Genomic DNA, 25,899 nt, shown 5'->3' on the forward strand with positions numbered 1-25,899 from the left:
CAGCTCCTATCCTCAGCTACACCCGGACGTCCCGCCGCAGGTGTTGCACTTCATGCAGGTGCCGTTGCGGACCAGAGTGTAGTTGCCACATTCGCCGCAGGGATCGCCTTCGTAGCCCTGCATCTTGGCTTTCGCGCGGGGGTCGATCACGGTGGCGACGACGGCGCTTTCGAAGCTCGCCGCGCTTTCCGCCATGCCGGTGGCCATCGCCGTGCCCGAGGCGCCGCCCTGCAGGACCATCAGTTCCTGCGGCAGACGCTTGCGCAGGTAGCCGGCGCTGCTGATCTGCTTCAGCATGGTCAGCGATTTCAACTCGGCCTGTTCGGTCACGGGGGTGACGTTCGGGCGGCCTTCGCCTTCTCCCTCGCCCAGCTCGTCGAAGCTCGCGCCTTCGGGCTTCACATGCGCCAGGTCGGTGCGGTCGAGATAGGAGACGGCCAGTTCGCGGAACACGTAATCCAGGATCGAGGTCGCGTTCTTGATGCTGTCGTTGCCCTGCACCATCCCCGCCGGCTCGAACCGGGTGAAGGTGAAGGCGTCCACGAACTCCTCCAGCGGCACGCCGTATTGCAGGCCGACCGAGACCGCGATGGCGAAGTTGTTCATCATCGCCCGGAAGCCCGCGCCTTCCTTGTGCATGTCGATGAAGATCTCGCCCAGCTTGCCGTCGTCGTATTCGCCGGTGCGCAGATAGACTTTGTGACCGCCGACGATCGCCTTCTGGGTATAGCCCTTGCGGCGCTGCGGCAGCTTTTCGCGGTGGTGGCGCACCATCTCCTTGACGATGATCCGTTCGACGATCTTCTCGGCGATGACGGCAGCTTTCTCCTGCGGGCTGCCGGTGGCGAGCGTTTCCTCGGCTTCCTCATCGTCCTCGATCAGCGCCGAGGCGAGCGGCTGCGACAGTTTCGAGCCGTCGCGATAGAGCGCGTTGGCCTTGATGCCGAGGCTGTGCGACAGCTCATAGGCTGCCAGCGCATCGGCGATGCTGGCCGAGTTCGGCATGTTGATCGTCTTGCTGATCGCGCCCGAGATGAAGGATTGCGCCGCGGCCATCATGTGGATGTGGCTGTCGACCGACAGGTAGCGACGGCCGCGCTTGCCGCACTGGTTCGCGCAGTCGAAGACCGGGTAATGCTCCTCGCGAAGATGCGGGGCGCCTTCCAGCGTCATCGTGCCGCAGACATGGTCGTTGGCCGCGTCGATCTGCGCCTTGGTGAAGCCGAGATGGCGCAGCAGGTCGAAGGTCGGATCGTTCAGCTTCGCCTCGGGGATACCGAGCGTCTGGCGGCAGAATTCCTCGCCCAGCGTCCACTGGTTGAAGACGAAGCGGATGTCGAAGGCGGTGGCAAGCGCCGCCTCGACCTTTTCGATCTCGCGGGCGCCGAAGCCGTGGCCGGCCAGTGCGGTCCGGTTGATGCCGGGGCAGTTGCCGAGCGAGGCGTGGCCGACGGCATAGGCCACGATTTCCTCGATCTGGGCCGAGCCGTAGCCCAGCGTGTCGAGCGCGGCAGGAACCGACTGGTTGATGATCTTGAAATAGCCGCCGCCGGCGAGCTTCTTGAACTTGACCAGGGCGAAGTCCGGCTCGATCCCGGTCGTGTCGCAATCCATGACTAGACCGATCGTGCCGGTGGGGGCGATCACGGTGGCCTGCGCGTTGCGGAAGCCGTGCTGTTCGCCAAGGCGCAACGCCTCGTCCCAGGCCTCGCGCGCCATCGCGACCAGGCGCTTGTCAGCGCAGTTCGCGGCGTCCAGCGCGACCGGGTTCACGTTCACGGCCTCATAGCTGCCGGTGGCATGGGCGGCGGCGCGGTGGTTGCGGATCACGCGCAGCATGTGGGCAGCGTTGCGCTTGTAGCCGGGGAAGGCGCCGAGTTCGGACGCCATCTCGGCCGAGGTGGCATAGGCGACGCCGGTCATGATCGCCGACAAAGCACCGCAGAGCGCGCGGCCTTCGGCGCTGTCGTAGCCGAGGCCCATATTCATCAGCAGGCCGCCGATATTGGCGTAGCCCAGTCCCAGCGTGCGGTAATCGTAGCTGCGCTGCGCGATCTCCTTGGACGGGAACTGCGCCATCAGGACGCTGATCTCCAGCGTCACGGTCCACAGGCGGGTGGCGTGGACATAGGCGTCGGCGTCGAACTTGCCGTCCGCGTAGAAGGTCAGCAGGTTCATCGAGGCGAGGTTGCAGGCCGTGTCGTCGAGGAACATGTATTCGCTGCACGGGTTGCTGCCGCGGATCGCGCCGTCTTCCGGGCAGGTGTGCCAGGCGTTGACGGTGTCGTGGAACTGGATGCCGGGATCGGCACAGGCCCAGGCGGCATGGCCGATCTGGTCCCACAGTTCGCGGGCGCTGACGGTGCGGGCGATCTTGCCGTCGGTGCGGCGCACCAGTTCCCACGGCTCGTCGTCGCGCACGGCCGACAGGAAGCTGTCGGTCACGCGGACCGAGTTGTTGGAGTTCTGGCCCGAGACGGTGACATAGGCTTCGCTGTCCCAGTCGGTGTCGTAGGTCGGGAATTCGATGCTGTCGAAGCCCTGGCGGGCGTATTGCAGCACGCGATTGACGTAGGTTTCCGGGATCATCGCGCGCTTGGCGGCGCGGATGGCGCCTTTCAGCGCCTCGTTTCTGGCGGGATCGGTGGCGTCTTCGATTGACCCGTCCCATGCCTTGATGGCGGCGAAGATGTCGTTCAGCCCGCGCTCATGCGCCTTCGAGCCGGCGACGAGCGATGCCACCTTCTGCTCCTCGATGACCTTCCAGTTGATGAAGCTTTCGATGTCGGGGTGATCCATGTCGCAGATCACCATCTTGGCCGCGCGGCGCGTGGTGCCGCCCGACTTGATCGCGCCCGCCGCGCGGTCACCGATCTTCAGGAAGCCCATCAGCCCTGACGATTTGCCGCCGCCCGACAGGTTCTCACCCTCGGCGCGGAGGCTGGAGAAGTTGGTCCCGGTGCCCGAGCCGTATTTGAACAGGCGCGCTTCGCGGACCCACAGGTCCATGATTCCGCCCTCGTTCACCAGATCGTCGCTGACGGATTGGATGAAGCAGGCATGGGGTTGGGGGTGTTCGTAGGCGCTGTCGGACTTGACCAGCTTGCCGGTCTGAAAATCGACGTAGAAGTGACCCTGCGACGGGCCGTCGATGCCATAGGCCCAGTGCAGGCCGGTGTTGAACCATTGGGGGGAGTTCGGCGCGGCCATCTGGCGCGCCAGCATGTGGCGCATCTCGTCGTAATAGGCGCTTGCATCGGCCTCGGTCGAGAAATAGCCGCCCTTCCAGCCCCAATAGGCCCAGGCGCCGGCCAGCCGGTCGAAGACCTGACGCGCGCTCGATTCGCCGACGTAGCGCTCTGCCTCGGGCAGCTTGGCCAGCGCGGCTTCGTCGGGGACCGAGCGCCACAGGAATTCGGGCACGCCCTTTTCACGCACGCGCTTCAGCGCCGTGGGAACGCCGGCCTTGCGGAAGTACTTTTGCGCGATGACGTCCGAGGCGACCTGGCTCCAGCCCTTCGGGACCTCGACGTTCTCGTTCTGGAAGACGAGCTTGCCGTCGGGGTTGCGGATCTCGCTGGTGGTGGTGCGGAACTCGATCTCGCCATACGCGCCGGTTGCGTCGGTGGTGAAACGCCGTTCGATCTTCATGGTCGCTGCCCCTTCTGTCCCTGTTCCCGTTGCCCGGGTGTTTGCTGTCGCACACACGTCCCGATCAGGCCCGCACAGACGGGGTCGTTTCAGGCGCTGCCTGATCCGATCGGGAGATTGATACCGTGGCTCTGCCGCGCGATCTGGGTGACACCAGATATAGTGTGCGCCTGTGCCGTGTCACACAACCTGACGCGTCGTGATCCACCGTGCAAGCAATTTTTTAACCAAGCCGGCTCAAATTCCAGCTTGACAGGAGGGCATCGAGCCTACCCTGACCGCGCCGCCATAGCTGGTTAAGAGACGTTAATTTTTCGTTAAGAAACAGTTATCTTGATGTTTTGTCTGCACTTAGCGGCCGGCGTCTGGCGCCGTCCACAGAGTTATCCCCCGGATTGTAGCACCGGGGCACGCAATCACGCCGTGGTTGCGCGGCTGTGACCTGCACGACACAAGATCTGGTGGAGGTGATTTAGTCCCGACCAACGCGGATAACGCCCCGATCCGTCACGATCATGTCCAGCGGCTGGTCATAGGGGCCGGCGGGGATGTGCGGCAACTCTTGCACCGCGAAGGCGCAACCGATCGCGGCGACCGGGCCCATGCCGCGCAAAAGCGACAGGGTTCGGTCGTAATAGCCGCCACCGTAGCCGATCCGCTGGCCCGCGCGATCGAAGCCGGCCATCGGCACGATCAACACGCGTGGTGTCATCTCTTCGCACGATTCGGGCGGGTGCGCGGTGCCGAGCGAACCGCGTTCCAGCTCGCCGCCATCCCAGGCCCGGAAGATCAGCGGAACGTCACGCCCCGGCACGACGGGCAGGCAGACCGGACCGTCATGCGCGCGCATGGCGGGGCGCGGGTCCGCCTCGTCCCTGATCGGCCAGTAGCCGGCGAGAATCTGGCCGGCGAACGGCGTCAGCACCTCGATCAGGCGACGGTCGATCGCCTCTTGGTCGCCGCCTTGGCCGCGTGCGGCCAATGCCTGCGCGCGAAGGGCGGCCTTGTCCGGCGCAGCGCCGCTCATAGCAGCACCGCCGATGCGAGACCCAGGAAGGCGAAGAAGCCGACAACATCGGTCACGGTTGTGACGAACGTGCCCGACGCGAGCGCGGGATCGGCACCGACCTTTTCCAGACCCAGGGGAATCAGGATGCCCGCCAGGGCCGCGATCGCCAGGTTCACCACCATGGCGATGGCGATCACCGCCCCCAGCGACACGCCGCCGAACCAGATCCATGCCACCAGCCCCATGACGACGGCGAAGGCGAGGCCGTTCATCAGGCCCACGATCGCCTCGCGCCGGACAACCCGCCAGACGTTCTTGCCGCTGAGGCTTTTGGTGGCGAGCGCCCGAACCGCAACGGTCAGGGTCTGGGTGCCGGCATTGCCGCCCATCGAGGCGACAATCGGCATCAGGACCGCCAGCGCGACCACCGCGCCGATCGTATCCTCGAACAAGGCGATCACCAGCGATGCGATGATTGCCGTCGCAAGGTTCACGGCAAGCCAGGGCAGCCGCTGCCACAGCGTTTCCATGACGGTGTCGGTGATCGCCGATTCCTCGCCGACGCCGGCGAGGCGCAGGATGTCTTCCTCGTGTTCCTCGTCCAGCACCGACATCGCGTCGTCGATGGTGATGACGCCGACCAACCGGTCGTCGTCGTCAACCACCGGCGCCGAGATCAGGTGATACTGGTTGAAAGCGTAGGCCACATCGCCTTCGTCCGAATCGGCCGAGATGGTGCGGAAGCTGTCCTCTGTCAGGTCGGCGAGCTTCGTCGTGCGCGGCGACGACAGAAGGCGGCCGAGCGCGACGTAGCCCAGCGGGTGGCGGCGGGGATCGACCAGGATGATGTGATAGAACTGTTCCGGCAGCCATTCCTCTGCCCGCAGGAAGTCGATCGTCTCGCCCACGGTCCAGTGTTCGGGCGCGGTCACCACCTCGGACTGCATCAGGCGGCCGGCGGAATATTCGGGCCAGGTCAGCGACTGTTCAACTGCGGCGCGATCTTCGGCATCCAGAGCGGACAGGATCTCGGCCCGATCCTCGTCGTCCATGTCCTCGACCAGATCGACGACATCGTCGCTGTCCATCTCGCGGACGGCCTCGGCCACCACTTCGCGCGGCAGCGCCTCGATCACCTCGTCGCGGATCGCCTCGTCGATCTCGGACAGGATCTCGCCGTCCATCTCGATCGAGTAGAGGCGCAGGAAGGTCTGACGCTCGGCCGGGGCGAGACGCTCGATGACGTCGGCGATGTCGGCCGCATGCATCGGCTCGAGAAGCTGTTCCAGCGTCTCGGCGTCTTCGGCCTCGATGGCGGCGTGGATGCGGTCCAGCAGTTCCGGTCGCGGCAGGAACTCGTCGTCCTCGTCGTCCTCCGGCTCGGGTTGGGGGACGGGCGTGGCGCTTTCGACCGGATCAGCGTCTGGCTGGCGGGGATCGTCGGTCATGCGCACCTCGGGGGCTGGGGTCCAGACCCCCATAGGCGAGAGCGTTCAGCCGTTCAACAGGTCCAGCGCGGCGCGGTGCAACGCCGGGGTCGCGGCGGCGATGACGCGCCCGCCCGAAGCGGCGCTGCCGCCTTGCCAGTCGGTCACGATACCGCCCGCAGCCTGCACCACGGCCAGCGGGGCCGCGATGTCGTAGGGCTGCAGCCCCGCCTCGATCACAAGATCGACATGGCCCAGGGCAAGAAGCGCGTAGGCGTAGCAATCCATCCCGTAGCGGGTCAGCCGGACGCGCGCGGCGACGCGTCGGAACGCGGCGGCATCGTCGGTCGTGCCGACCTCGGGGAACGTCGTCATCAGCGTCGCCTGCGCCAGATCGCCCGTGTCGCGCACGGCGAGCGGCTTCACGCCCCGCGGGCCGGTCAGAGAGGCGCGGCGCCAGCCACCTTCGAAACGCTCGCCGATGTAAGGCTGGTCGATCAGGCCATAGACCGGACCGCTGTGATCGGCGACCCCGATCAGGACGCCCCAGGTCGGCGTGCCAGAGATGAAACCGCGGGTCCCGTCGATCGGATCGAGGACCCAGGTCAGCCCGCTGGTGCCGGGCTGCGTTCCGTATTCCTCGCCCAGGATCGCATCGTCGGGGCGGCGCTGGCCAAGGATGTCGCGCATCGCACGCTCTGCCGCGCGGTCGGCTTCGGTCACAGGATCGAAGCCCCCGGCAAGCTTGTTATCGGTGCCGAGCCGGGTACGGAAATGCGGCAGGATCGCGTCGCGTGCGGCGTCGGCCAGCGCGTGGGCGGTGTCGATGATCGCGGTCCGGTCCTGCATCCAGCGTCCCCCTGTCGGTTGCGGCGTCCTTAGCGCGGCGGCACGCGACAGGCCAGCGAAGGACGCATGCCGCCCGATGCGAAAAGGGGACGCCACGACAGCGTCCCCTGTTGGTCTGGGTGTGTGGGTTGGGTCTGTGAGGCGTTAAAGTCGAGTCAGCCGTTGACGGGCCGACCGGTAAAGGTCTGCGAGCCGACCCGCACGACGATATCGCCGTTCGCAATCTGCCTTTCGAACAGGCCCTGAACAAAAACGCAGCTTCCGATGACAATTGTGCGAATCATGATCGATCACCTTCTACCTGTAGGGTCAGAATGCACACGAAACGGTGATGCAAGCATCTAGATTAAAGTCTGAACTGTTCATTTCGGCAGGTTCCCGCCCAATTGATTAATTTTTGTGACATCAGAGCCACAACCGAAGTGCCGGAATTAAAGGCACATCTGCGTCGGGCATGGGATACGCGCTCAATTCGCTTGGCGGCACCCATCTGAGCGTCTGGCCTTCGCGCGGCTGAACGATCCCCTCCCACTTGCGGCAGGCAAAGAGCGGCATCAGCAGGTGAAAGTCGGCATAGGCGTGGCTGGCGAAGGTCAGCGGCGCAAAGCAGGAGCGCCAGGTCTCGATCCCCAGTTCCTCGTGCAACTCGCGGATCAGGGCGGCCTCGGGCGTCTCTCCGGGTTCGACCTTGCCGCCCGGAAACTCCCACAGGCCCGCCATCTGCTTGCCGGGGGGACGCTGCGCCAGCAGGACGCGTCCGTCGCGGTCGATCAGCGCGACCGCCGCGACGAGCACGGTCTTCAGCGACGGGACGTCCGCCATCAGGAGCGGTAATCGGCGTTGATGTCGATGTAGCCGTGGGTCAGGTCACAGGTCCACATCGTGCGGGCGGCCTTGCCCAGCCCCAGATCGACGGCGATGATCAATTCGTCGCGCTTCATGTAGGCGCTGGTCACCGCCTCGTCGTAGCCGGGTGAGCGCCAGCCCTTTTCCGCCACCACGATGTCGCCGAAGCGGATCGTCAGCCGGTCGCGATCTGCCTTGGCGCCGGACTTGCCGACGGCCATGACGATGCGGCCCCAATTTGCGTCCTCGCCCGCGATGGCGGTCTTGACCAGCGGCGAGTTGGCGATGGCCGAGGCGACGCGGCGCGCGTCGGCGGCGCTCGCGGCCCCGGTCACGCGCACCTCGACGAATTTCGTCGCGCCCTCGCCGTCGCGAACGACCTGATGCGCCAACTCCATCATCACGCCGCGCAGCGCATCGTTGAAGGCACGGCCCGCCTTGCTGCGCAGATCCGTGATCGGTGCCGCGTCCGAAGCACCCGTCGCCACCAGGAACAGCGCGTCCGAGGTCGAGGTGTCACTGTCAACGGTGATCGCGTTGAACGTGTCGCCGACCAGTTTGGACAGCAGGCGCTGCAGCAGATCGGGCGCGATCGCGGCATCGGTGAAGATGTAGACCAGCATCGTCGCAAGATCCGGCGCCACCATCCCCGATCCCTTGGCGATCCCGGCGATGCGGACCTGACCACCATCGCCCGCGATCTCGGCCGATGCGCCCTTGGGGAAGGTATCGGTGGTCATGATCGCCTTGGCGGCGGCGGCGATGCCGGCCCCGTCCTGGCCGCCCACCAGCTTGTCGACCGCGCGCACGATCTTGTCATGCGGCAGCGGCTCGCCGATCACGCCGGTCGAGCAGGAAAAGACTCGCGTTTCCGGCAGCCCCATCGCCTCGGCCACCGCGCCGGTGACGGCGCGCACCGATTCCAGCCCGCGCGCGCCCGTGAAGGCGTTCGCATTGCCCGAGTTCACGATGATCGCGGCCCCGGCGCTGGCATCCTGCGCACCGCGCAGCTTGGCCTGGTTGTCGAGAATACAGGCCGCGCGCGTGGCGGAGCGGGTGAAGACCCCCGCGACCGATGCGCCGGGCGCCACGCTCATCAGCGTGACGTCGGTGCGCCCGGCATATTTGATCCCGGCGGCAGCGCTGGCGAAGGACAGACCGCCGATCACCGGCAGGTCGGGAAATGCCTCGGGCGCAAGCGGAGAGACGTGAGGCTTCTTCGGAACCGAAGCTGCCTTCATCTCGGTGCGTATGGCCTTGAGCTTGGCCTTGCCCTTCTTCTTCTTGACGTCCTTCGCCATCGCCGTGCGGGTTCCCCTGTCAGCCGTCCTGTTCGGTTTCGCCTTCGGCCGGCGCCATCTCGGCGTCGGTCGCGGGCGCTGCTTCGGCCTCGCCCTCGGGCTGCGCCGTTTCTTCTGCCGATGCCGCGGCCTCATCCTCGGCCGCAGGCTGGGCGTCACCCGCAGGGGCGTCCAGAAGCTCGACACGGGTCAAAAGCGACGGGTCCAGCCCCTCGACGCGATCGACACTGGCTGCCGTCACGAGGCTCTGGATTTCGGCATCGACCTTTTCGCGGCGGATCTGCTGGATCAACTGCGGACGGATCTCTTCAAGCTTCGGGGCCTCCATCTGCCGCGAATCGTTCAACTTGATGATATGCCACCCGAAATCGCTTTGCACGGGCTCCGATACCGCGCCCTTGTCCAGCGCGACGACGGCGTCGGCAAAGGGCTGCACCATCTGTTCGGGCGAAAACCACCCCAGATCGCCGCCGTTCTGCGCGCTGCTGTCTGACGAATTTTCCTGGGCCAGCGTCGCGAAATCCGCGCCACCGTCCAGTTCCGCCTTCAGTTCCTTGGCCTTCTCTTCGCTGTCGACCAGGATATGAGCAGCAGAATACTGCATCTGCGGGGCAGCCTCGCCGAAGGCGGCTTCGTACGCGGCGTTCACTTCTTCGTCGGTCGGCTCTTCCGAGGCCAGCCGTTCGAGCGCGGCCGAGGCGAGATAGGCGCGACGCTCGATCTCCAGTGCGGCGACGTCGCCTGCGTCGATCTCATTCTCGCCCACATTGGCGACGGCGGTCTGGCGAACCATCTGATCCAGCATCAGGTCCCACAGCGCCCGGTCGGGCAGTTCGGCGGCTGCCTGATCGTGAAGGCCCCGCTTCATGGCGATCATCTGTCCCAGCGTGATCGGCGTGCCGTCCACGGTCGCGACGACGGTTCCGGCATCCTGTGCGGCGGCCGGCAGGGCCGGCACGATCAGCGCGGTGCCCGCCATCAGGCAGGCGGCGAGGGGGAAGCGTTTCAGCATGGAAGATCCTTGTCTTGTCCGTGGCTCGGGGCGGTTCCGCGGCGTTCTCCGCAAGGGCCCGAGCGTTGACAGTCTGACGGGGCGCGCATACATCCGGCGCAACCGAAATCAAGGCGCACCCGCCGCTTTTCGATCCCGACCCTGATACGGTGGACCGAGGGGACGGACAAGTGGTCCGAGGGCCACCGCCTTTTCGCAATGATGTGAAGGTAAGATGCTCGGAGCATTGGCACGCAAGGTCTTTGGCACGCCGAACGACCGCAAGGTGAAGACGACCCGCCCTCTGGTCGCGCAGATCAACGCCCTTGAGGACCAGTTCAGCGGATTGTCCGACGAGGCGCTGGTCGAGAAGACGCGCGAGTTCCAGAAGCGTGCCCAGGGCGGTGAAAGCCTTGATGCACTGCTTCCCGAAGCCTTCGCCAATTGCCGCGAGGCCGCGCGGCGTGCGCTTGGCCTGCGTGCCTTCGACGTGCAGTTGCTGGGCGGGATCTTCCTGCATCAGGGCAACATCGCCGAGATGAAGACGGGTGAAGGCAAGACGCTGGTCGCGACCTTCCCGGCCTACCTGAACGCGCTGTCGGGCAAGGGCGTCCATGTCGTGACGGTCAACGACTACCTGGCCAAGCGCGACGCGGAATGGATGAGCAAGGTCTTTTCGCAGCTCGGCCTGACCACTGGCGTCGTCTATCCGTTCCAGCCCGAGGCTGAAAAACGCACGGCCTATGCCGCAGACGTGACCTACGCCACCAACAACGAGCTGGGCTTCGACTACCTTCGCGACAACATGAAGGGCTCGATCGAGGAAATGGTCCAGCGCGGCCACAATTTCGCGATCGTCGACGAAGTCGACTCGATCCTGATCGACGAGGCACGGACGCCGCTGATCATCTCGGGTCCGTCGCAGGACCGCAGCGAGCTTTACGTGACGCTGAACCAGTTCATCCCGCAGCTTGCTGAAGAAGCCTTCAAGCTGGACGAGAAATCGCGCAACGCGACCTTCACCGAAGAAGGCAACGACGTTCTGGAGCGACTGTTGTCGGATGCGGGCGTGCTGCCCGAAGGCCAGACGCTTTACGATCCGGAATCGACCACGATCGTCCATCACGCCAACCAGGCGCTGCGCGCGCACAAGCTGTTCCTGCGCGACCAGCATTACATCGTGCGCGATGACGAAATCGTGCTGATCGACGAATTCACCGGCCGGATGATGAAGGGCCGCCGCCTGTCGGACGGCCTGCATCAGGCGATCGAAGCCAAGGAAGGCGTGAAGATCCAGCCTGAGAACGTGACGCTGGCATCGGTGACCTTCCAGAACTACTTCCGGCTCTACGACAAGCTTGCCGGGATGACCGGCACCGCCGCGACCGAGGCCGAGGAATTCGCCGAGATCTACAAGCTCGGCGTGGTCGAAGTGCCGACCAACCGTCCGATCGCGCGCCAGGACGAACATGATCGCGTCTATCGCACGGGGGCCGAGAAATACGCCGCCGTGATCGAGGCCATCAAGGAAGCGAACGCCAAGGGCCAGCCGATGCTGGTCGGCACCACCAGCATCGAAAAATCCGAGATGCTGTCGGAGATGCTGAAGAAGGCCGGGATCGCGCACAACGTCCTGAACGCCCGCCAGCACGAGGCCGAAGCCCAGATCGTCGCCGATGCGGGCAAGCCCGGCATGGTCACGATCGCCACCAACATGGCCGGTCGCGGCACCGACATCCAGTTGGGCGGCAATGTCGAGATGAAGGTGATGGAGGCGCTGAAGGCGGACCCCGAGGCCAATCCCGACGAGTTGCGCGCCCGGATCGAGGCGGAGCATGCCGAGGACAAGCGCAAGGTGCTGGAGGCCGGTGGCCTTTACGTGCTGGCGACCGAGCGTCACGAAAGCCGTCGGATCGACAACCAGCTGCGCGGCCGCTCGGGCCGGCAGGGCGATCCGGGCCGGTCGCTGTTCTTCCTGTCGCTCGATGACGATCTGATGCGCATCTTCGGGTCCGAACGGTTGGACAAGGTCCTGTCCACGCTGGGCATGAAGGAAGGCGAGGCGATCGTTCACCCCTGGGTGAACAAGTCGCTTGAGCGCGCGCAGTCCAAGGTCGAGGCGCGCAACTTCGACATCCGCAAGCAATTGCTGAAATTCGACGATGTGATGAACGACCAGCGCAAGGCCATCTTCAGCCAGCGCCGCGAGATCATGGAGACGAACGAAGTCGGCGAAGTCGCCGCCGACATGCGCCATCAGCTGATCGACGACCTGATCGACACGCACATGCCGCCCCGTTCCTATCCCGAGCAGTGGGATATCGAGGGGCTGCGCGAGGCCGTTCGCGAACGCCTGAACATGGATCTGCCGCTGGCCGATTGGGCCGAAGAGGAAGGCGTCGATCAGGAACTGATGGCCGAACGGATCGAAAAGGCGTCGGACGATTACATGGCCGAAAAGGCGCAGGGTTTCGGCGCCGAGACGATGAGCCAGATCGAAAAGCAGGTCCTGCTGCAGATGATCGACCAGAAATGGCGCGACCATCTGGTGACGCTGGAACATCTACGCTCGGTTGTGGGGTTCCGCGGCTACGCGCAGCGCGATCCGCTGTCGGAGTACAAGACCGAAAGCTTCCAGCTGTTCGAATCGCTGCTGGACGGGCTGCGGGGCGACGTGACGCAGCAGCTCGCACGGATCCGGCCGCTGACCGAGGCCGAACGCGCCGAGATGATGGCCAAGGTGACGAAACAGCAGCAGGCACCGGCCGAGGCGAAGCCCGAAGCCGAGGCGACACCGGGCGGCGAGGTGACGGCCGAAGCGCCGGGCTTCGACGAGAGCGATCCGGCGACCTGGGGCAATCCGTCGCGCAACGATCCCTGCCCCTGCGGATCGGGCAAGAAGTTCAAGCACTGCCACGGGGCGATCTAGGTCGCCCCTGGACGCGCCCGCCTATTCCAGCAGGGCGGGCAGCGACCAGCCGCGCAGCAGATCGCCTGCCTGCATCGGGCGTTTGCCCGACCGCTGGGCCGTCAGGATCTCGACGGCACCCGCGCCGCAAGCGATTGTGAAACCATCCAGGACCTCGCCCGGCGCGCCCTGCCCGTCCACAACGCGGGAGCGCAGAAGCTTCACCCGCTCTTCCGCGATGTCGCACCAGGCGCCCGGGAAGGGGGAGAGGCCGCGGATCAGCCGGTCCACCTCACCCGCCGGCCTGGACCAGTCCACCCGCGCCTCGGCCTTGTCGATCTTCTCGGCATAGGTCACACCATCGGCAGGCTGCGCTGTCCCTTTCAGTGGCAGGCGAGCTAGCACCTTCACTATCAGATCCGCGCCCAAGGCCGACAGACGGTCATGCAGATCGCCCGCGGTATCCTGCGGACCGATCAGGGTGCGCGTCTCTGCCAGCACGTCGCCGGTGTCCAGCCCCGCCGCCATCTGCATGATCGCGACGCCGGTCTCTGCATCGCCGGCCATGATCGCCCGCTGGATCGGCGCCGCACCCCGCCAGCGCGGCAGCAGGCTGGCATGGATGTTCAGACAGCCAAGTCGCGGTGCATCCAGGATCGGCTGCGGCAGGATCAGCCCGTAAGCCACGACGACCGCGACATCGGCATCCAGTGCCGCGAATTCGGCCTGCGCCGCAGCATCGCGCAGCCGCTCGGGTGTCCGCACCACGATCCCCAATCCCTCGGCCGCCTGTGCGACCGGAGTGGGCCGCGGTTTCTGACCCCGCCCTGCGGCACGCGGGGGCTGCGAATAGACCGCAACGACGTCATGGTCCGTCGCGATCGCCTGCAAGGCCGGAACCGAGAAATCGGGCGTCCCCATGAAGATCACGCGCATTGCCCAGCCTCTTTTTCGTCCAAGTTTCCCGGGATCGCGTCCCGGATGTCAGCGCCCGCGCGCCAGCTTTGCCGATTTCTGGACCAGCATCTTGCGGCGCAGCGGCGACAGGTGATCGACATAGACCCGACCGTCCAGGTGATCGATCTGATGCTGCACACTGGTCGCCCACAGGCCGACGAAATCACGCTCCTCGATCTCGCCCTGTTCGTTCAGGAATCGTACCGTGACCGCGCGCGGGCGCTCGATCTTGGCCGAGACGCCGGGCAGGTTCGGGCTTGCCTCTTCATGCGCGCGCATCTTGACCGAAGCGTGGAGAACCTCGGGGTTGGCCATGCGCACGGCTTGCCCCCGCTTGTCCGAGGCATCAACGACCGCCAGCCGTTGGAGGATGCCGATCTGCGGCGCGGCAAGGCCGACGCCCGGCATCGCATCCATCACCGCGACCATCTCGTCCCAGATCATCCGGACCGTTTCCGTCACCGCCTCGACCGGAGCGGCAGGCCGATGCAGGCGCGGATCGGCATAGGGCAGGAAGTCGCGCATCTCAGTCCTGCCCGTCGAGGATCAGTCGCCCGTCCAGATGATCGGCTTCGTGCTGCGCGATGCGAGCTTCGACGCCTGACATGCGACGCCGCTTGTGGCTTCCGTCCAGATCGAACCAGGCAATCTCGATCGCTTCAGGGCGGGTGACCATGACGGGACGGCCGGGGATCGAAAGGCAGCCTTCTTCGGCGCTGGCCGTCTCGTCGCTGACCCACAGGATCTCGGGGTCCAGCAGGACCAGCGGCGACGGGGCACCGTCCTTCCAGCCGGCATCCATGACGAAGATCCGGCGCAGGACACCGACCTGCGGTCCGGCGAGACCCCGTCCAGGTGCGGCATACATGGTGGCCAGCATGTCCGCGGCCAGCCGCTGAAGTTCGGGTCCCGAGACTTCGGCCGCGGGTTCGCAGCGCGCCGACAGGATCGGGTCGGGATAAAGCACGATCGGCAGGACCGTGCCGTCCGCGCCCGCGGGCGTGGCCGGCGCCTCAGCCACGGGCCATCTCGCGCTTCAGCTTGACCATCCGGCGCGTGATCATCTGCCGCTTGATGGCCGAGATGTGGTCAAGGAACATCACCCCGTTCAGGTGATCCAGCTCGTGCTGCACGCAGGTGGCCCAGAGCCCGTCGAATTCCTCGCTGTGATCCTTGCCGTCCAGCCCGGTCCAGCGCATCCGCACCTGCGCGGGTCGCGTCACCTCGGCATATTGATCGGGAACCGACAGGCAGCCTTCCTCATAGCCATTGGTCTCTTCCGAGGACCAGTCGAGTTCGGGGTTGACCATCACGATGGCGCGCGGCGCCTCGTCGGGTTCGCGGCTGGCATCGACGACAAACATCCGCTTCAACACGCCGACCTGCGGCGCGGCCAGCCCGATACCGGGGGCGTCGTACATCGTCGCCAGCATGTCGTCCGCAAGCGCCTCGATCTCGGGCGTGATGCGGGCGATCGGCTCGCACACCTTCTTCAGGCGTGGGTCGGGATGGATCAGGATCGGGCGCAGGCTCATGATCCCGTGATCTAGGTCAAGCCTTCACCATGCGCAACATTCCCCTTAAGCAGGACCAAAGCATGGAGAAGCGCATGTCTCAGCCCGATTTCGACCAGATCATCGACCGCACCGGCACGCATTGTTCGAAATGGGACGACATGCAGACGCATTACGGGGTCTCGCCCGACGATGGGATCAGCATGTGGGTCGCCGACATGGATTTTCGTCCGCCGGCATCTGTCCAGCGCGCGGTCGAGGCGCAGGCCGCGCATGGCGTCTACGGCTATCCGGGCGTGAACCGGCCGTATCTGGACGCGATCCGCTGGTGGATGGACACACGGCACGGCTGGCAGGTGGAGCCGGACTGGATCGTGACCGCCGCCGGGCTGGTCAACGGCACCGCGCTGGCGGTCGATGCGTTCACCGAACCGGGCGACCGGGTGATCCTGATGACGCCGGTCTATCACGCCTTCGCCCGCGTGATCCGCGCGGCCGGTCGCGACGTGGCCGAGTTTCCGCTGGCGCAGGATGGCGGTCGCTATGTCATGGACTGGGAGACATGGGCAGGACTGCTGACCGGGCAAGAACGGATGTTGATCCTGTGCTCGCCCCACAATCCTGGAGGCCGGGTCTGGTCCGAGGACGAGCTGCGTCAGGTCGCCGAGTTCTGCGAAACGCACGACCTGATCCTCGTCAGCGACGAGATCCACCACGATCTCGTGATGCCGGACGGACCACGTCACCATGTGATGGCCAAGGTCGCGCCGGGGATCGCGAACCGCCTGATCACGCTGACGGCTGCGACCAAGACCTTCAACATCGCGGGCGCGCATATCGGCAACGCGATCATATCGGACGATGGGCTGCGCAATGCCTACAAAGCGCGCCAGATGGCGATGGGCCTGTCGCCGGGCCTTTTCGGAATGGACATGGTCGCGGCTGCCTACTCGCCCGAAGGGGCGGAATGGGTGGACGCGCTGGTGCGTTACATCGACGGCAACCGGCGAATCTTCGATGATGGCGTGGCCGCGATACCGGGCCTTGCTTCGATGCCCTTGGAAGCGACCTATCTGGCATGGGTCGATTTCGCCGGGACCGGCATGACGCGCGAGGAATTCACCAGACGGGTCGAGCAGGACGCGAAGATCGCCGCCAACCACGGCACCACCTTCGGTACCGGCGGCGACAGTTTCATGCGCTTCAACCTCGCCACGCCCCGCGCACGCGTCGAGGAAGCGGTGGTACGGCTTCAGAAAGCGTTCGGCGATCTTCAGTGAGGCGAGCGGCAGGGGCGTTCTCGGCCTTGTCCATCGCGGCGGCGCTGACTGGCGGCTGGATCCTGATCCAGCCGATGGTGATCCCACCCGTCCCGATCCCCTTGCCGCCGATCGTGCGCCCGCTGCCGCAGATCGAGGCGCCCCTGACTGGTCCGATCGATCGGATCGTCATCGACAAGGGTGATCGTCGGCTGGACGTGTTTCGCGACGGGCGGCGCCTCAAGACCTACCGGGTCGCGCTTGGGTTTTCGCCCGAAGGCGACAAGACGCGGCAGGGCGACGGTCGGACGCCCGAGGGCGTCTTCCGCGTCGATCGCCGCAATCCGTCGTCGGCCTATCATCTGTCGCTGGGGATCGACTATCCGCAAGCCGACGACCGCGCCGCGGCACGGGCGGCCGGCGTCGATCCGGGCGGTGATATCTTCATCCACGGCCAGCCGAACCAGCGCCCCGACGGCGAAGTGCTTGCGGGCGACTGGACGGCCGGCTGCATCGCGCTGAGCGACGCCGAAATCCGCGAGTTGTGGGATGCGACGCCCGACGGTACCCCGGTCGAGATCCTACCGTGACCCCCGCTGGCTCGCCCGCGTTGCAATCGGCGTCGCGGGGCCTCATAACGGCGCGCATCACTGACGGGGGGCGTCGCCCATGACCTATCTGGATTTCGAGAAACCGCTGGCCGATGTCGAGGGCAAGGCCGAGGAATTGCGCAACCTCGCGCGCAAGGGCGAAGGTGCCGTCGATGTCGAGAAAGAGGCTGCGGCGCTGGACAAGAAGGCGAACGACCTTCTGAAGGATCTTTACCAGAACCTCGATCCGTGGCGGAAAACGCTGGTCGCGCGCCATCCCGACCGGCCGCATTGCAGCGATTACATCAGCGCGCTGTTCACCGAATACACGCCGCTGGCGGGTGACCGGACCTTTGGTGACGATCATGCGGTGATGGGCGGGCTTGCGCGGTTCAATGACGCGGCCTGCGTCGTGATCGGGCAGGAAAAGGGCAACGACACCAAGTCGCGGCTGCACCACAATTTCGGCATGGCCCGGCCAGAAGGCTATCGCAAGGCGATCCGTCTGATGGACATGGCGCATCGTTTCGGCCTGCCGGTCATCACGCTGGTCGACACGCCCGGCGCCTATCCCGGCAAGGGCGCCGAGGAACGTGGGCAAAGTGAGGCGATCGCCCGCTGCACGATGAAATGCCTTGAGATCGGCGTGCCGATGGTCTCGGTCGTGATCGGCGAAGGCGGATCGGGCGGAGCGGTGGCCTTCGCGACCGCGAACCGGATCGCAATGCTGGAACACTCGATCTATTCGGTGATCTCGCCCGAGGGCTGCGCCAGCATCCTGTGGAAGGACAGCGACAAGATGCGCGAAGCCGCGCAGGCGCTGCGGCTGACAGCGCAGGACCTGCTGAAGCTGGGCGTGATCGACCGGGTGATTGCGGAGCCGCTGGGTGGCGCGCATCGGCGCGCACCCGACACGATCAAGGCGGTCGGCAAGGAAATCGCCGCGATGCTGAAGGACATGAAGGGCCAGAAGCCCGCCGATCTGATTGCTGACCGTCGTCAGAAGTTCCTCGCCATGGGCAGCAAGGGCCTCGCCGCCTGAACAGCCGGGCTCAATGCCCGGAGGTCAGCTTCATCAGCACCAACCCGCTGACGATCAGCAGGGCCGCAAGTAGCCGCAGCGCGCCCGCAGGCTCACCAAGCCACAAGATACCCACCAGGAAGGCGCCGACGGCGCCAATCCCCGTCCAGATCGTGTAGGCGGTGCCCAGGGGCAGCGTCCGCATGGCGACGGCGAGCAGTCCGAAGCTGCCTGCCATGAAGACGAGCGTCCCGAGACTGGGCCAGAACCGCGTGAAGCCGTGCGATTCCTTCATGAGCGAGGCCCAGACGACCTCCAGCAGACCGGCAATGACAAGAAAGACCCAAGGCATGACGCGCACTCCCGCAATCGCGCCGGGCCGTCCCGGACATGAACCCTGCGGAGAGGGGCGGGACGTTGCCTCGCCATCCCGATCTAGGACATCCGCGGTCCGGGTCAAGCCCGCCGCGACGTGCGGCTACCACATTGAACGGACGGCACGCTCGGGCCATTCCGCGTCGTAGGTCGGACCGCCGACCTCGCCATCGGTCATCCCCGCCAGGATCTGCCCTGCCGTCGGCAATCCGGCACTGTCGTCAGCGCCGGTCCACAGGCCCGCGCGCATCACCGCGCGGGAACACTGGAAATAGATTTCATCCATCTGCACCACGATCACACAGCGCGGCACATGAACCTCCTTCGCGAAGGACTGGCACAGTTCGGCGTCGTCCGTCAGGCGCGCGGTCCCGTTCACGCGGATCACGGTCTGCGAACCCCGGATCATGAACATCAGGCTGACCCGCGGATCGCGCACGATGTTGGCGAGCGAGTCGATGCGGTCATTGCCGCGCCAATCAGGCATCGCCAGATGACTGTCGTCCAGCACCCGCACCACCGGGCCGTCGTCGCCCCGTGGGCTTGCATCGGTCCCTTCAGGGCCGACCGTGGTCAGGACGCAGAACCGGGCAGCGTCCAGAAAGGCACGGTAATCGTCGGTCAGATGTCGGGCGACCTTGCGCAGGGCTGTCGGCTTCGGCGTGCCGTAGATCGCCGCCAGATCCTTTGCGTCGAGCCAGTTCATCGGCTAAGCCCCGCCTCTGCCATCAGGCGGTCCGAATTGTCTTCGATCGTGGTGGCCAGTTCGATCATGAAGGCATCGTGGTCTGCGCCGGGTCCGATTGCCGGCAGAAACTCGATCACGGCACGGCCGGGGCGGATGCCCCAACCCTTGCGCGGCCAGAACATGCCGGTGTTGACCGCGACCGGCACCACGTCGAGGCCCGTCGCGTTGCGGAACGTGCCGACCCCGTGCTTGTAGGGCCGCCGCTCGCCCGGGCGGGTGCGCGTCCCTTCGGGATAGATGATCAGTTGGCCCAGGCGACCCGCCTCCATCCGGCGGGCGATCTGGGCGGCGATCGCCTTCATCGCATCCTTGCCCTTTGTGCGGTCGATCGGGATGCAGCCGGCGCGAACGGCGAACCAGCCCATGATCGGAATCCGCATCACCTCGCGCTTCATGATGAAGCTGCGCCGCGGTACCGCCTCGGCGATGGCGATGATGTCCAGAAAGCACTGGTGCTTTGCCGCCACCAGGCAATCGTGGCGCGGCGGCGTGCCCCGCACCTCGACCTTCAGGCGCAGGTGCCAGCGCGCCGCGCGCAGAAGATGGGCCAGCCAGACATCGGGGACACGCTGCCCACCGTTCTGGCGATCGATCAGCAGGATCACCAATCCCCACGCCCCGATCAGGATCGTCGCCAGCGCGATGTGAATGTAGAACAGCACGTTCTGCACCCATTGCCAGGGCGTCATCCTGCCGGGAACGGGTGAGTCGATTGCCCTCATCGCACCTCGCGCAGCATTCGTAGCGCCGCCCATCGTGTGGCTGCAAAGCCGATAATCGCGGCGATGAGCGGGATCAGCAGCGGGGCGAACCAGCCCCAGCCCTGAAAACCTAGGCCGGTCAGGAACGTGCCGGCGCTGTCCATGTCTGGCAGGATCGCGATGGCGATCATCCCCAGGATCGCACCCACCGCCGCGCCAAGCGCCGCGCGACCGGTAAAGCGGCGGACGAACGCGCCGGCGATGGTGATGTCACGTGCGCCGACCAGCCGAAGCACGCGGATGACCTGCCCGTTTGCCGCCAACGCGGCTTTCGCGGCCAGCGTCAGCATCGCTCCGGACGAGGCCGCGATCAGAACCAGCGACAGCATCCCCAGCCCGCGCAGCCGGTTGGCGGCGCTGACCAGGGGCCGGCGCCATTCGCCGTGATCGTCCAGAACGGTGTTCGGCTGTTCTCCTTCAAGCCGCATCCGCAGCCCTTCGGCGTCGAATTCGGACGACGCGATCGGAACCTCGATCAGCCGTGGCACGGGCAGGGCATCGACCGGCACATCGGGTCCGAACCACGGCTCAAGCAAAGCGGCGACTTCGGCATCGGGCACGACGTGCGCTTCACCCAGTCCCGGCGTGGTGCGCAGGATCTCCAGCGCGGCGGCGGTCTGGGCTTCGGCCTGGCCGGTCGGGGCCGAGACGCGAAGGGTGATCTGACCGGCCAGCGACTCGGACCAGCGGTCAGCCATGCGGCCCGCTGCCAGCGACAGGGCCAGCGCGAAGACGGCGAGGAAGGCAAGCGCCCCGGCCGAAAACAGGGTCAGCTGCGCGGTGAAGCCGGTCGGCGGGACGATCCGCGCGGCGATGCCGCCATCGCGACGTAAAACGCCCTGTGCCAGCGCCCTGATGTCCAGTCCCTTGAAAGTCGCACCCTTGAAATCGGGTCGCTTCAACCGCGCCATCACAGGTCTGCCCCCGCCAGTTGCAGATTGCCGCCCGAGATGCGCAGAACGCGTGCCGAGACCTGAGCCTTGGCCGCCCGGATCAGGTTCATGTCATGGGTCGCGACCAGAACCGCCTTCCCGGACTTGTTCAGCTCGATCAGCAATTGCAGCAGGCGCATCGACATATCCCAATCCAGATTTCCCGTCGGCTCATCGGCCAGCACCATGTCGGGCGCGGTGATGACGGCGCGGGCCAGCGCGGCGCGCTGACGCTCGCCCCCCGACAGCGAGGGGGGCATCGCGCGGGCCTGCGGCGCGAGTTGCACCCAACCCAGAAGATCCTTCAGCGCGGCCATGTCCACCTGACGACCGGCCACGGTCAGCGGCAGCGCCACGTTTTCGGCCAGGGGGAGGTGATCCAGGAATTGCGGGTCCTGATGGACCATGCCGACCTTGCGGCGCAGCGCGGCGGTTCCGTCGCGCGACAGTCCCGCAACATCCTGGCCATAGGCACTGATCCGCCCCGTCGTGGGCAGAAGATCGCCAAAAAAAAGTCGCAGCACCGTGGTCTTGCCCGAGCCCGAAGGTCCGGTCAGAAAGTGGAACGACCCGGGCTGAATGCTCAGCGAGACGCCTGAAAGCAGTTCGGCCCCATTGCGATAGCCGAAGCCGACATCATGCATTTCGATCAAGCGACACCTCCTTCGGCCTTGGCTTTGCAAGCCGGGCCCGCGCTTGATAGAACAGCCCAAAGGCGATTGCGAGGGCGGGGATGGAGGAAACACGGCTGATCTGTCCCGGCTGCGGAGCCGAGTACCGGCTGGACGCGACGCTGATTCCCGCGGCCGGACGGCAGGTCGAATGTTCGTCCTGCGGGCGGGTCTGGTTCCAGCCGGGCGAGGCCGAGCCGCTGCCGCCCCTGCTGGTCACCGACGGGCGACCGCGCGAGGTTCCGCACGACCAGCCGCTCCATGTGGAAGACGATCCGGACGAAGCTCTGTCCGTCGATGCCGATGCGCCGCGATTGAACAGGCCCCTGCCCCGCGACGTGCTGAGCATTCTGGTGGACGAGGCGCGGCGCGAGCGGGTCGCGCGACAGGCCGACGCGCGGCGCAAGGTGGCCGAGCGTTCTGCCAGCCTGCGCGAGGCTGGAAGCCGGACCCTCCCCGGAGGCGCGGCGATCGGAGAACCGCCCGTTCTGCCGCCTAGTCAGCCGGCCGATCCCGCGGGTCATATCCACCGCGCCCCGCAACCTGCGCCGCGCCATGCGGCGCCCGCGGATCTTGAGGCGACGGTGACCCGGACAACGCCCAGCCGGCCGGTCCATGCGACCGCCGCGGTGGCTACTGCGGTGCCTTCGGTCAGGGTCGATCATCGCGCCGAGGCTGGAGCACGCGGCTTTGGCTGGGGCATCGGGCTGTGTCTGGCGGCGCTGATCCTTTATCACGCAGCACCGCATCTGGACGGGATCGAGCCGCTGGTCGAAGCCCGCGCGCAGGTCGATCACGGCCGCATCTGGTTGTACGAGCACGCCGCAGCGCTGGTCGACGGGGTGCTGGCCGCGTTGCGTTAGACCCGACCCAGGATCACGTCCGCACCCCGCCAACCCATCATGATCGCCGGCGCGTTGGTGTTCCCGCCCGGCAGGGTTGGAAAGGCCGAGGCGTCGCAGACCCGAAGACCGTCGATGCCGCGGACCCGCATCTGCGGATCAAGGACCGAGGTCGCTGGATCGCCCCCCATCCGGCAGGTGCAGCTTGGGTGGAAGACGGTGCCCGAGCGGGCGCGCATGTCACGCTCTATCGCGTCGTCATCGACGATGGCCGCGCCGGGACGCAGCTCTTCGGCCAGCAGCTCCGATAGGGGTGCGGCGGCGGCGATACGGCGCAACATCCTGCAGCCTTCCAGCAGTTCCGCCGCATCCGCCGGATCGCTCAGCGCGTTGGCGAAGATGCGCGGCGCAGCAAAGGGATCCGGCCCGGCCAGTTCGATCCGCCCGCGCGAACGCGGCCGACAGTTCGACAATCCGATCGACAGGCCCGAAAACGGATCGGGCGTCAGGATCGGTCGTTCGCCCGCACGGGGCAGCAGCGTCGAGAAAGCCTGAAAGTAAAGCTGCATGTTCGGCCGATCTAGCAAGGGGTCGGTCCGAAAGAAACCGCCAGCCGCATTCACCGACCGCGCCAGCGGACCCGTCCGTGTGGCAAGCCACTGCGCCCCAAGCCGCGCCTTCCCCCACCACGGCCGCAAGGCGTCGTTGAGGCTGGGGATGTGCGCGCGCCATGTATAGTTGATGCCCTGATGGTCATTCAGGTTCGCCCCGACATTGGGCTGGTCCAATGTCGTGGTGACGCCAGCCTTCTGCAGGTTCGCGCCGGGCCCGATCCCCGACAGCATCAGGATCTGCGGCGACCCGATCGCGCCGGCCGACAGGATCACCTCGCCCCCCTCTGCGACGCCGGGCCGCCCGTCGCGGCGATACTCGACGCCGGTGGCACGCCCATTTCGGACCACGATCCGGGTCACCTGAGCGCGGGTCATGACCTTCAGGTTCGCGCAGCGCATCGCCGGGCGCAGAAAGGCCCTCGCGGCCGAGTTGCGCCGCCCATTGCGGACCGTCAGCTGATAGGTCCCCACACCCTCCATCGCGCGACCGTTGAAGTCGGCGTTCGCAGGCAGGCCGGTCGCCTCGGCAGCCTTGAGGAAGGCCGCCGTCAGCGGATGGATTCGGTCTGCGCCGGGATCGATATGCAGCGGTCCGCCCTGCCCGCGGAAATCCGGCTCTCCCGGTGCGTAATGTTCCAGCGCCCGGAAGGCCGGCAGCACGTCGGACCAGGCCCAGCCGGTCGCCCCGGCCGCTGCCCAGTCGTCGTAATCACCCGGATGACCCCGGATCCAGACCATCGCGTTAATGCTGGAGGACCCGCCCAGCACCTTTCCGCGCGGCCAGTGATCGCGCGCACCCAGCAGGCCGGGATCAGGCTCGGTCGCGAAATTCCAGTTCACCCGTGGGTCGTGATAGAGCTTGCCGTAGCCCAAGGGCATCTGCACGAACAATCGCCGGTCGCTGCCGCCGGCTTCCAGCAACAGCACACGCCGCCCTGCCTCGGCCAGCCGCGCCGCCAGCACGCAGCCGGACGATCCGGCGCCGACGATGATGTGATCCCAGTCGCCCTGCATCAGAAGTCGGTCGGCGCCCCGCCCTCGGCCTTGCGGCGCGCGACGAAGGCGGCGAGTTCCTCGGCGATGGCCGGATCCATGGGCGGTGGCTCGAACCCCTCGATCAGCGCGTTAGCGATGCGGTGGGCGCGGGCGATGCTGTCCTCGGCCCCCGCCGCCTCCCAAGCCTCGAAGTTGCGCCAGTCGGACGCAATGGGCGCGTAGAATGCCTGTTCATAGCGCACCTGCGTGTGCGCGCAGCCAAAGTAATGCCCGCCGGACCCCACCTCGGCGATGGCATCCAGTGCGATCTCGTCCGGACCGGTCGCGGTCAGCGAAGGCTCCATGTAGCGCTGGATCATCTGCAGCACCTCGCAATCCAGCACGAATTTCTCGGGCGACGCGATCAGCCCGCCCTCCAGCCAGCCGGCGGCGTGATAGACTAGATTGCTGCCCGACTGCACCGCAGCCCAGAGCGAATTCGACGTTTCCCACATCGCCTGCGCATCCGGGATGTTCGCGGTACAGACGCCGGACGACCGCAGCGGCAGCCCGTAGAACCGGGCCATCTGCCCGGTCATCTGCGTCGCGCGCATGTATTCGGGCGTTCCGAAAGCCGGCGCGCCCGACTTCATGTCGACGTTGCTGGTAAAGGTGCCGAGGCCCACCGGGCAGCCGGGCGCTGCGAATTGCAGCAGGGCGATGGCCGACAGCGCTTCGGCCAGCGACAGCGCAACCGCGCCGGCCAGCGTCACAGGTGCCATGGCGCCCGCCAGTGTGAAGGGCGTGACGATGACCCCCTGCCCCGCCCGCGCACAGCGCAGCGCGCCGTCGATCATCGGGAAATCGTGCTTCAACGGGCTGACCGAGTTGATGTTGGTGTACATCCGCGGCGTTTCGCGGAATTGCGCATCGGTCAGGCCACCGGCGATGCGAACCATTTCCATCGCGTCCTCGACCCGCTCGCGGCCCAGCGAATAGGCGTGGACCACCTTGTCCGTCAGGGTGAGCTTCGCCGCGATGCAATCCAGATGGCGGATGGCGGGGTGGATGTCGATCGGCTCGACCGGGTAGCCGCCTGCAACGTGGATGCAGTTAAAGACCTGCGTCAGCTTCATGAAGTCCTGGAAGGTCGAAAAGTCGCCCGACCGCTTGCCGCGCACCATGTCCCAGCTGTTTGGCGGTGAACTGACATTGACGAAGACGATGTGTCGCCCGCCGACCTCGACCCGCCGGTCGGGATTGCGCGGTGTGATCGGGAAGGACGCGGGCGCGCGGGCGACCATTTCGGTCACGAAATCCGCGTCCATGCGGACATTCGCGCCCTCGACCCGGCAGCCGGCCTGCCGGAAGATCGCCAGCGCCTCGTCGTTCAGGAACTCGATCCCGATGTCGCGCAGGATCGCCATCGCGCCGTCGTGGATCGCCGCGACACCTTCAGGCGGCAGGGGCTCGGTCGGGCGGTCGGTGTTGACCGGAATACGCCAAGGCATCTGCGCGAACGCCCCGGCCTGACGGTGCGGTCGGCGGCTGCGGCGGCCATGTGGCAGATCATTCATCGCGGGCGTCCCTGTGAGTGCGGCGGAGTGTCGGGCCGCTGCCCTGCGGGTGCAATCCGGTATCTTGCCCCCGTCAGCGGT

24 protein-coding genes are annotated in these 25,899 nt (G+C 66.3%); 5 read left to right on the forward strand and 19 right to left on the reverse strand.

Annotated features, from left to right (window positions below; all coding sequences use genetic code 11):
* Positions 1-12: 12 nt before the first annotated feature.
* From MLD63_RS12550 to MLD63_RS12585, 8 genes are all read right to left on the reverse strand, one after another.
* Entirely contained in the window at positions 13-3,651 is a 3,639-nt protein-coding gene (locus MLD63_RS12550) for a vitamin B12-dependent ribonucleotide reductase (protein WP_255330249.1), read from the reverse strand.
* A 472-nt stretch (positions 3,652-4,123) separates the two neighbouring features.
* On the reverse strand, positions 4,124-4,678 hold the full coding sequence (locus MLD63_RS12555) for a 5-formyltetrahydrofolate cyclo-ligase (protein WP_255330250.1): 555 nt from the start codon (positions 4,676-4,678) through the stop codon (positions 4,124-4,126).
* A complete protein-coding gene (gene mgtE, locus MLD63_RS12560; protein ID WP_255330251.1) occupies positions 4,675-6,108 on the reverse strand; it encodes a magnesium transporter in 1,434 nt (477 codons plus the stop codon). The genes MLD63_RS12555 and mgtE overlap by 4 nt, the downstream gene beginning before the upstream one ends.
* A 45-nt stretch (positions 6,109-6,153) precedes the next feature.
* Positions 6,154-6,936: a histidinol-phosphatase gene (gene hisN / locus MLD63_RS12565; RefSeq protein WP_255330252.1), complete on the reverse strand. Its 783-nt coding sequence runs from the start codon at positions 6,934-6,936 to the stop codon at positions 6,154-6,156.
* Between the two features lie 155 nt (positions 6,937-7,091).
* The gene (locus MLD63_RS12570) at positions 7,092-7,220 is read right to left on the reverse strand and encodes a hypothetical protein (protein WP_255330253.1); all 129 of its coding nucleotides are present in this window, start codon (positions 7,218-7,220) and stop codon (positions 7,092-7,094) included.
* Between the two features lie 121 nt (positions 7,221-7,341).
* On the reverse strand, positions 7,342-7,740 hold the full coding sequence (mutT, locus tag MLD63_RS12575; RefSeq protein WP_255330472.1) for an 8-oxo-dGTP diphosphatase MutT: 399 nt from the start codon (positions 7,738-7,740) through the stop codon (positions 7,342-7,344).
* Positions 7,741-7,757: 17 nt separating this feature from the next.
* Positions 7,758-9,083, reverse strand: coding sequence for a bifunctional glutamate N-acetyltransferase/amino-acid acetyltransferase ArgJ (argJ, locus tag MLD63_RS12580; RefSeq protein ID WP_255330254.1), 1,326 nt, complete (start codon positions 9,081-9,083; stop codon positions 7,758-7,760).
* A gap of 19 nt (positions 9,084-9,102) precedes the next feature.
* Positions 9,103-10,095: a peptidylprolyl isomerase gene (locus tag MLD63_RS12585; protein ID WP_255330255.1), complete on the reverse strand. Its 993-nt coding sequence runs from the start codon at positions 10,093-10,095 to the stop codon at positions 9,103-9,105.
* A gap of 214 nt (positions 10,096-10,309) precedes the next feature.
* On the opposite strand from MLD63_RS12585, the gene secA reads away from it, so the two are divergent.
* Positions 10,310-13,003 carry a preprotein translocase subunit SecA gene (gene secA / locus MLD63_RS12590; protein ID WP_255330256.1) on the forward strand — a complete coding sequence of 898 codons (2,694 nt, stop codon included), beginning with the start codon at positions 10,310-10,312 and terminating at the stop codon, positions 13,001-13,003.
* A gap of 21 nt (positions 13,004-13,024) precedes the next feature.
* Here the strand turns inward: secA and fmt are convergent, their stop codons facing one another.
* The 4 genes from fmt to def (MLD63_RS12610) are packed head-to-tail and all read right to left on the reverse strand — an operon-like array spanning position 13,025 to position 15,474.
* Entirely contained in the window at positions 13,025-13,918 is an 894-nt protein-coding gene (gene fmt, locus MLD63_RS12595) for a methionyl-tRNA formyltransferase (protein WP_255330257.1), read from the reverse strand.
* Between the two features lie 48 nt (positions 13,919-13,966).
* Entirely contained in the window at positions 13,967-14,464 is a 498-nt protein-coding gene (def, locus tag MLD63_RS12600) for a peptide deformylase (protein ID WP_255330258.1), read from the reverse strand.
* A 1-nt stretch (position 14,465) separates the two neighbouring features.
* Positions 14,466-14,960 (reverse strand): peptide deformylase, encoded by a 495-nt coding sequence (gene def / locus MLD63_RS12605; RefSeq protein WP_255330259.1) that lies wholly within the window; start codon positions 14,958-14,960, stop codon positions 14,466-14,468.
* A complete protein-coding gene (def, locus tag MLD63_RS12610; RefSeq protein ID WP_255330260.1) occupies positions 14,953-15,474 on the reverse strand; it encodes a peptide deformylase in 522 nt (173 codons plus the stop codon). Before def (MLD63_RS12610) ends, def (MLD63_RS12605) begins: the two co-directional genes overlap by 8 nt.
* A gap of 74 nt (positions 15,475-15,548) precedes the next feature.
* On the opposite strand from def (MLD63_RS12610), the gene MLD63_RS12615 reads away from it, so the two are divergent.
* The 3 genes from MLD63_RS12615 to MLD63_RS12625 all read left to right on the forward strand — a co-directional run bounded on the left by MLD63_RS12615 (position 15,549) and on the right by MLD63_RS12625 (position 18,344).
* Positions 15,549-16,733 (forward strand): MalY/PatB family protein, encoded by a 1,185-nt coding sequence (locus tag MLD63_RS12615; protein ID WP_255330473.1) that lies wholly within the window; start codon positions 15,549-15,551, stop codon positions 16,731-16,733.
* Positions 16,730-17,302 carry a L,D-transpeptidase family protein gene (locus MLD63_RS12620; protein ID WP_255330261.1) on the forward strand — a complete coding sequence of 191 codons (573 nt, stop codon included), beginning with the start codon at positions 16,730-16,732 and terminating at the stop codon, positions 17,300-17,302. Before MLD63_RS12615 ends, MLD63_RS12620 begins: the two co-directional genes overlap by 4 nt.
* A gap of 79 nt (positions 17,303-17,381) precedes the next feature.
* Entirely contained in the window at positions 17,382-18,344 is a 963-nt protein-coding gene (locus MLD63_RS12625; protein WP_255330262.1) for an acetyl-CoA carboxylase carboxyltransferase subunit alpha, read from the forward strand.
* 10 nt (positions 18,345-18,354) lie between these two features.
* On the opposite strand, the gene MLD63_RS12630 is transcribed toward MLD63_RS12625, so the two are convergent.
* The 5 genes from MLD63_RS12630 to MLD63_RS12650 all read right to left on the reverse strand — a co-directional run bounded on the left by MLD63_RS12630 (position 18,355) and on the right by MLD63_RS12650 (position 21,792).
* Positions 18,355-18,675 carry a DMT family transporter gene (locus tag MLD63_RS12630; protein ID WP_255330263.1) on the reverse strand — a complete coding sequence of 107 codons (321 nt, stop codon included), beginning with the start codon at positions 18,673-18,675 and terminating at the stop codon, positions 18,355-18,357.
* A 126-nt stretch (positions 18,676-18,801) separates the two neighbouring features.
* Positions 18,802-19,404, reverse strand: coding sequence for a pyridoxamine 5'-phosphate oxidase family protein (locus MLD63_RS12635; protein ID WP_255330264.1), 603 nt, complete (start codon positions 19,402-19,404; stop codon positions 18,802-18,804).
* Entirely contained in the window at positions 19,401-20,168 is a 768-nt protein-coding gene (locus MLD63_RS12640; RefSeq protein ID WP_255330265.1) for a lysophospholipid acyltransferase family protein, read from the reverse strand. The genes MLD63_RS12635 and MLD63_RS12640 overlap by 4 nt, the downstream gene beginning before the upstream one ends.
* The gene (locus tag MLD63_RS12645) at positions 20,165-21,109 is read right to left on the reverse strand and encodes a cell division protein FtsX (RefSeq protein ID WP_439957662.1); all 945 of its coding nucleotides are present in this window, start codon (positions 21,107-21,109) and stop codon (positions 20,165-20,167) included. The genes MLD63_RS12640 and MLD63_RS12645 overlap by 4 nt, the downstream gene beginning before the upstream one ends.
* 8 nt (positions 21,110-21,117) lie before the next feature.
* The gene (locus MLD63_RS12650) at positions 21,118-21,792 is read right to left on the reverse strand and encodes a cell division ATP-binding protein FtsE (RefSeq protein WP_255330266.1); all 675 of its coding nucleotides are present in this window, start codon (positions 21,790-21,792) and stop codon (positions 21,118-21,120) included.
* A gap of 80 nt (positions 21,793-21,872) precedes the next feature.
* Here MLD63_RS12650 and MLD63_RS12655 point away from each other — a divergent pair, with 80 nt between their 5' ends.
* The gene (locus tag MLD63_RS12655) at positions 21,873-22,673 is read left to right on the forward strand and encodes a zinc-ribbon domain-containing protein (protein ID WP_255330267.1); all 801 of its coding nucleotides are present in this window, start codon (positions 21,873-21,875) and stop codon (positions 22,671-22,673) included.
* Here MLD63_RS12655 and MLD63_RS12660 read toward each other — a convergent pair.
* Entirely contained in the window at positions 22,670-24,280 is a 1,611-nt protein-coding gene (locus MLD63_RS12660; protein WP_255330268.1) for a GMC family oxidoreductase, read from the reverse strand. The two genes, MLD63_RS12655 and MLD63_RS12660, sit on opposite strands and share 4 nt — an antisense overlap.
* Entirely contained in the window at positions 24,280-25,818 is a 1,539-nt protein-coding gene (locus MLD63_RS12665) for a trimethylamine methyltransferase family protein (protein ID WP_255330269.1), read from the reverse strand. The genes MLD63_RS12660 and MLD63_RS12665 overlap by 1 nt, the downstream gene beginning before the upstream one ends.
* Positions 25,819-25,899 lie beyond the last annotated feature (81 nt).

The sequence above is a fragment of the Paracoccus albicereus genome, from assembly GCF_024359525.1.
GTDB lineage: Bacteria > Pseudomonadota > Alphaproteobacteria > Rhodobacterales > Rhodobacteraceae > Paracoccus > Paracoccus albicereus.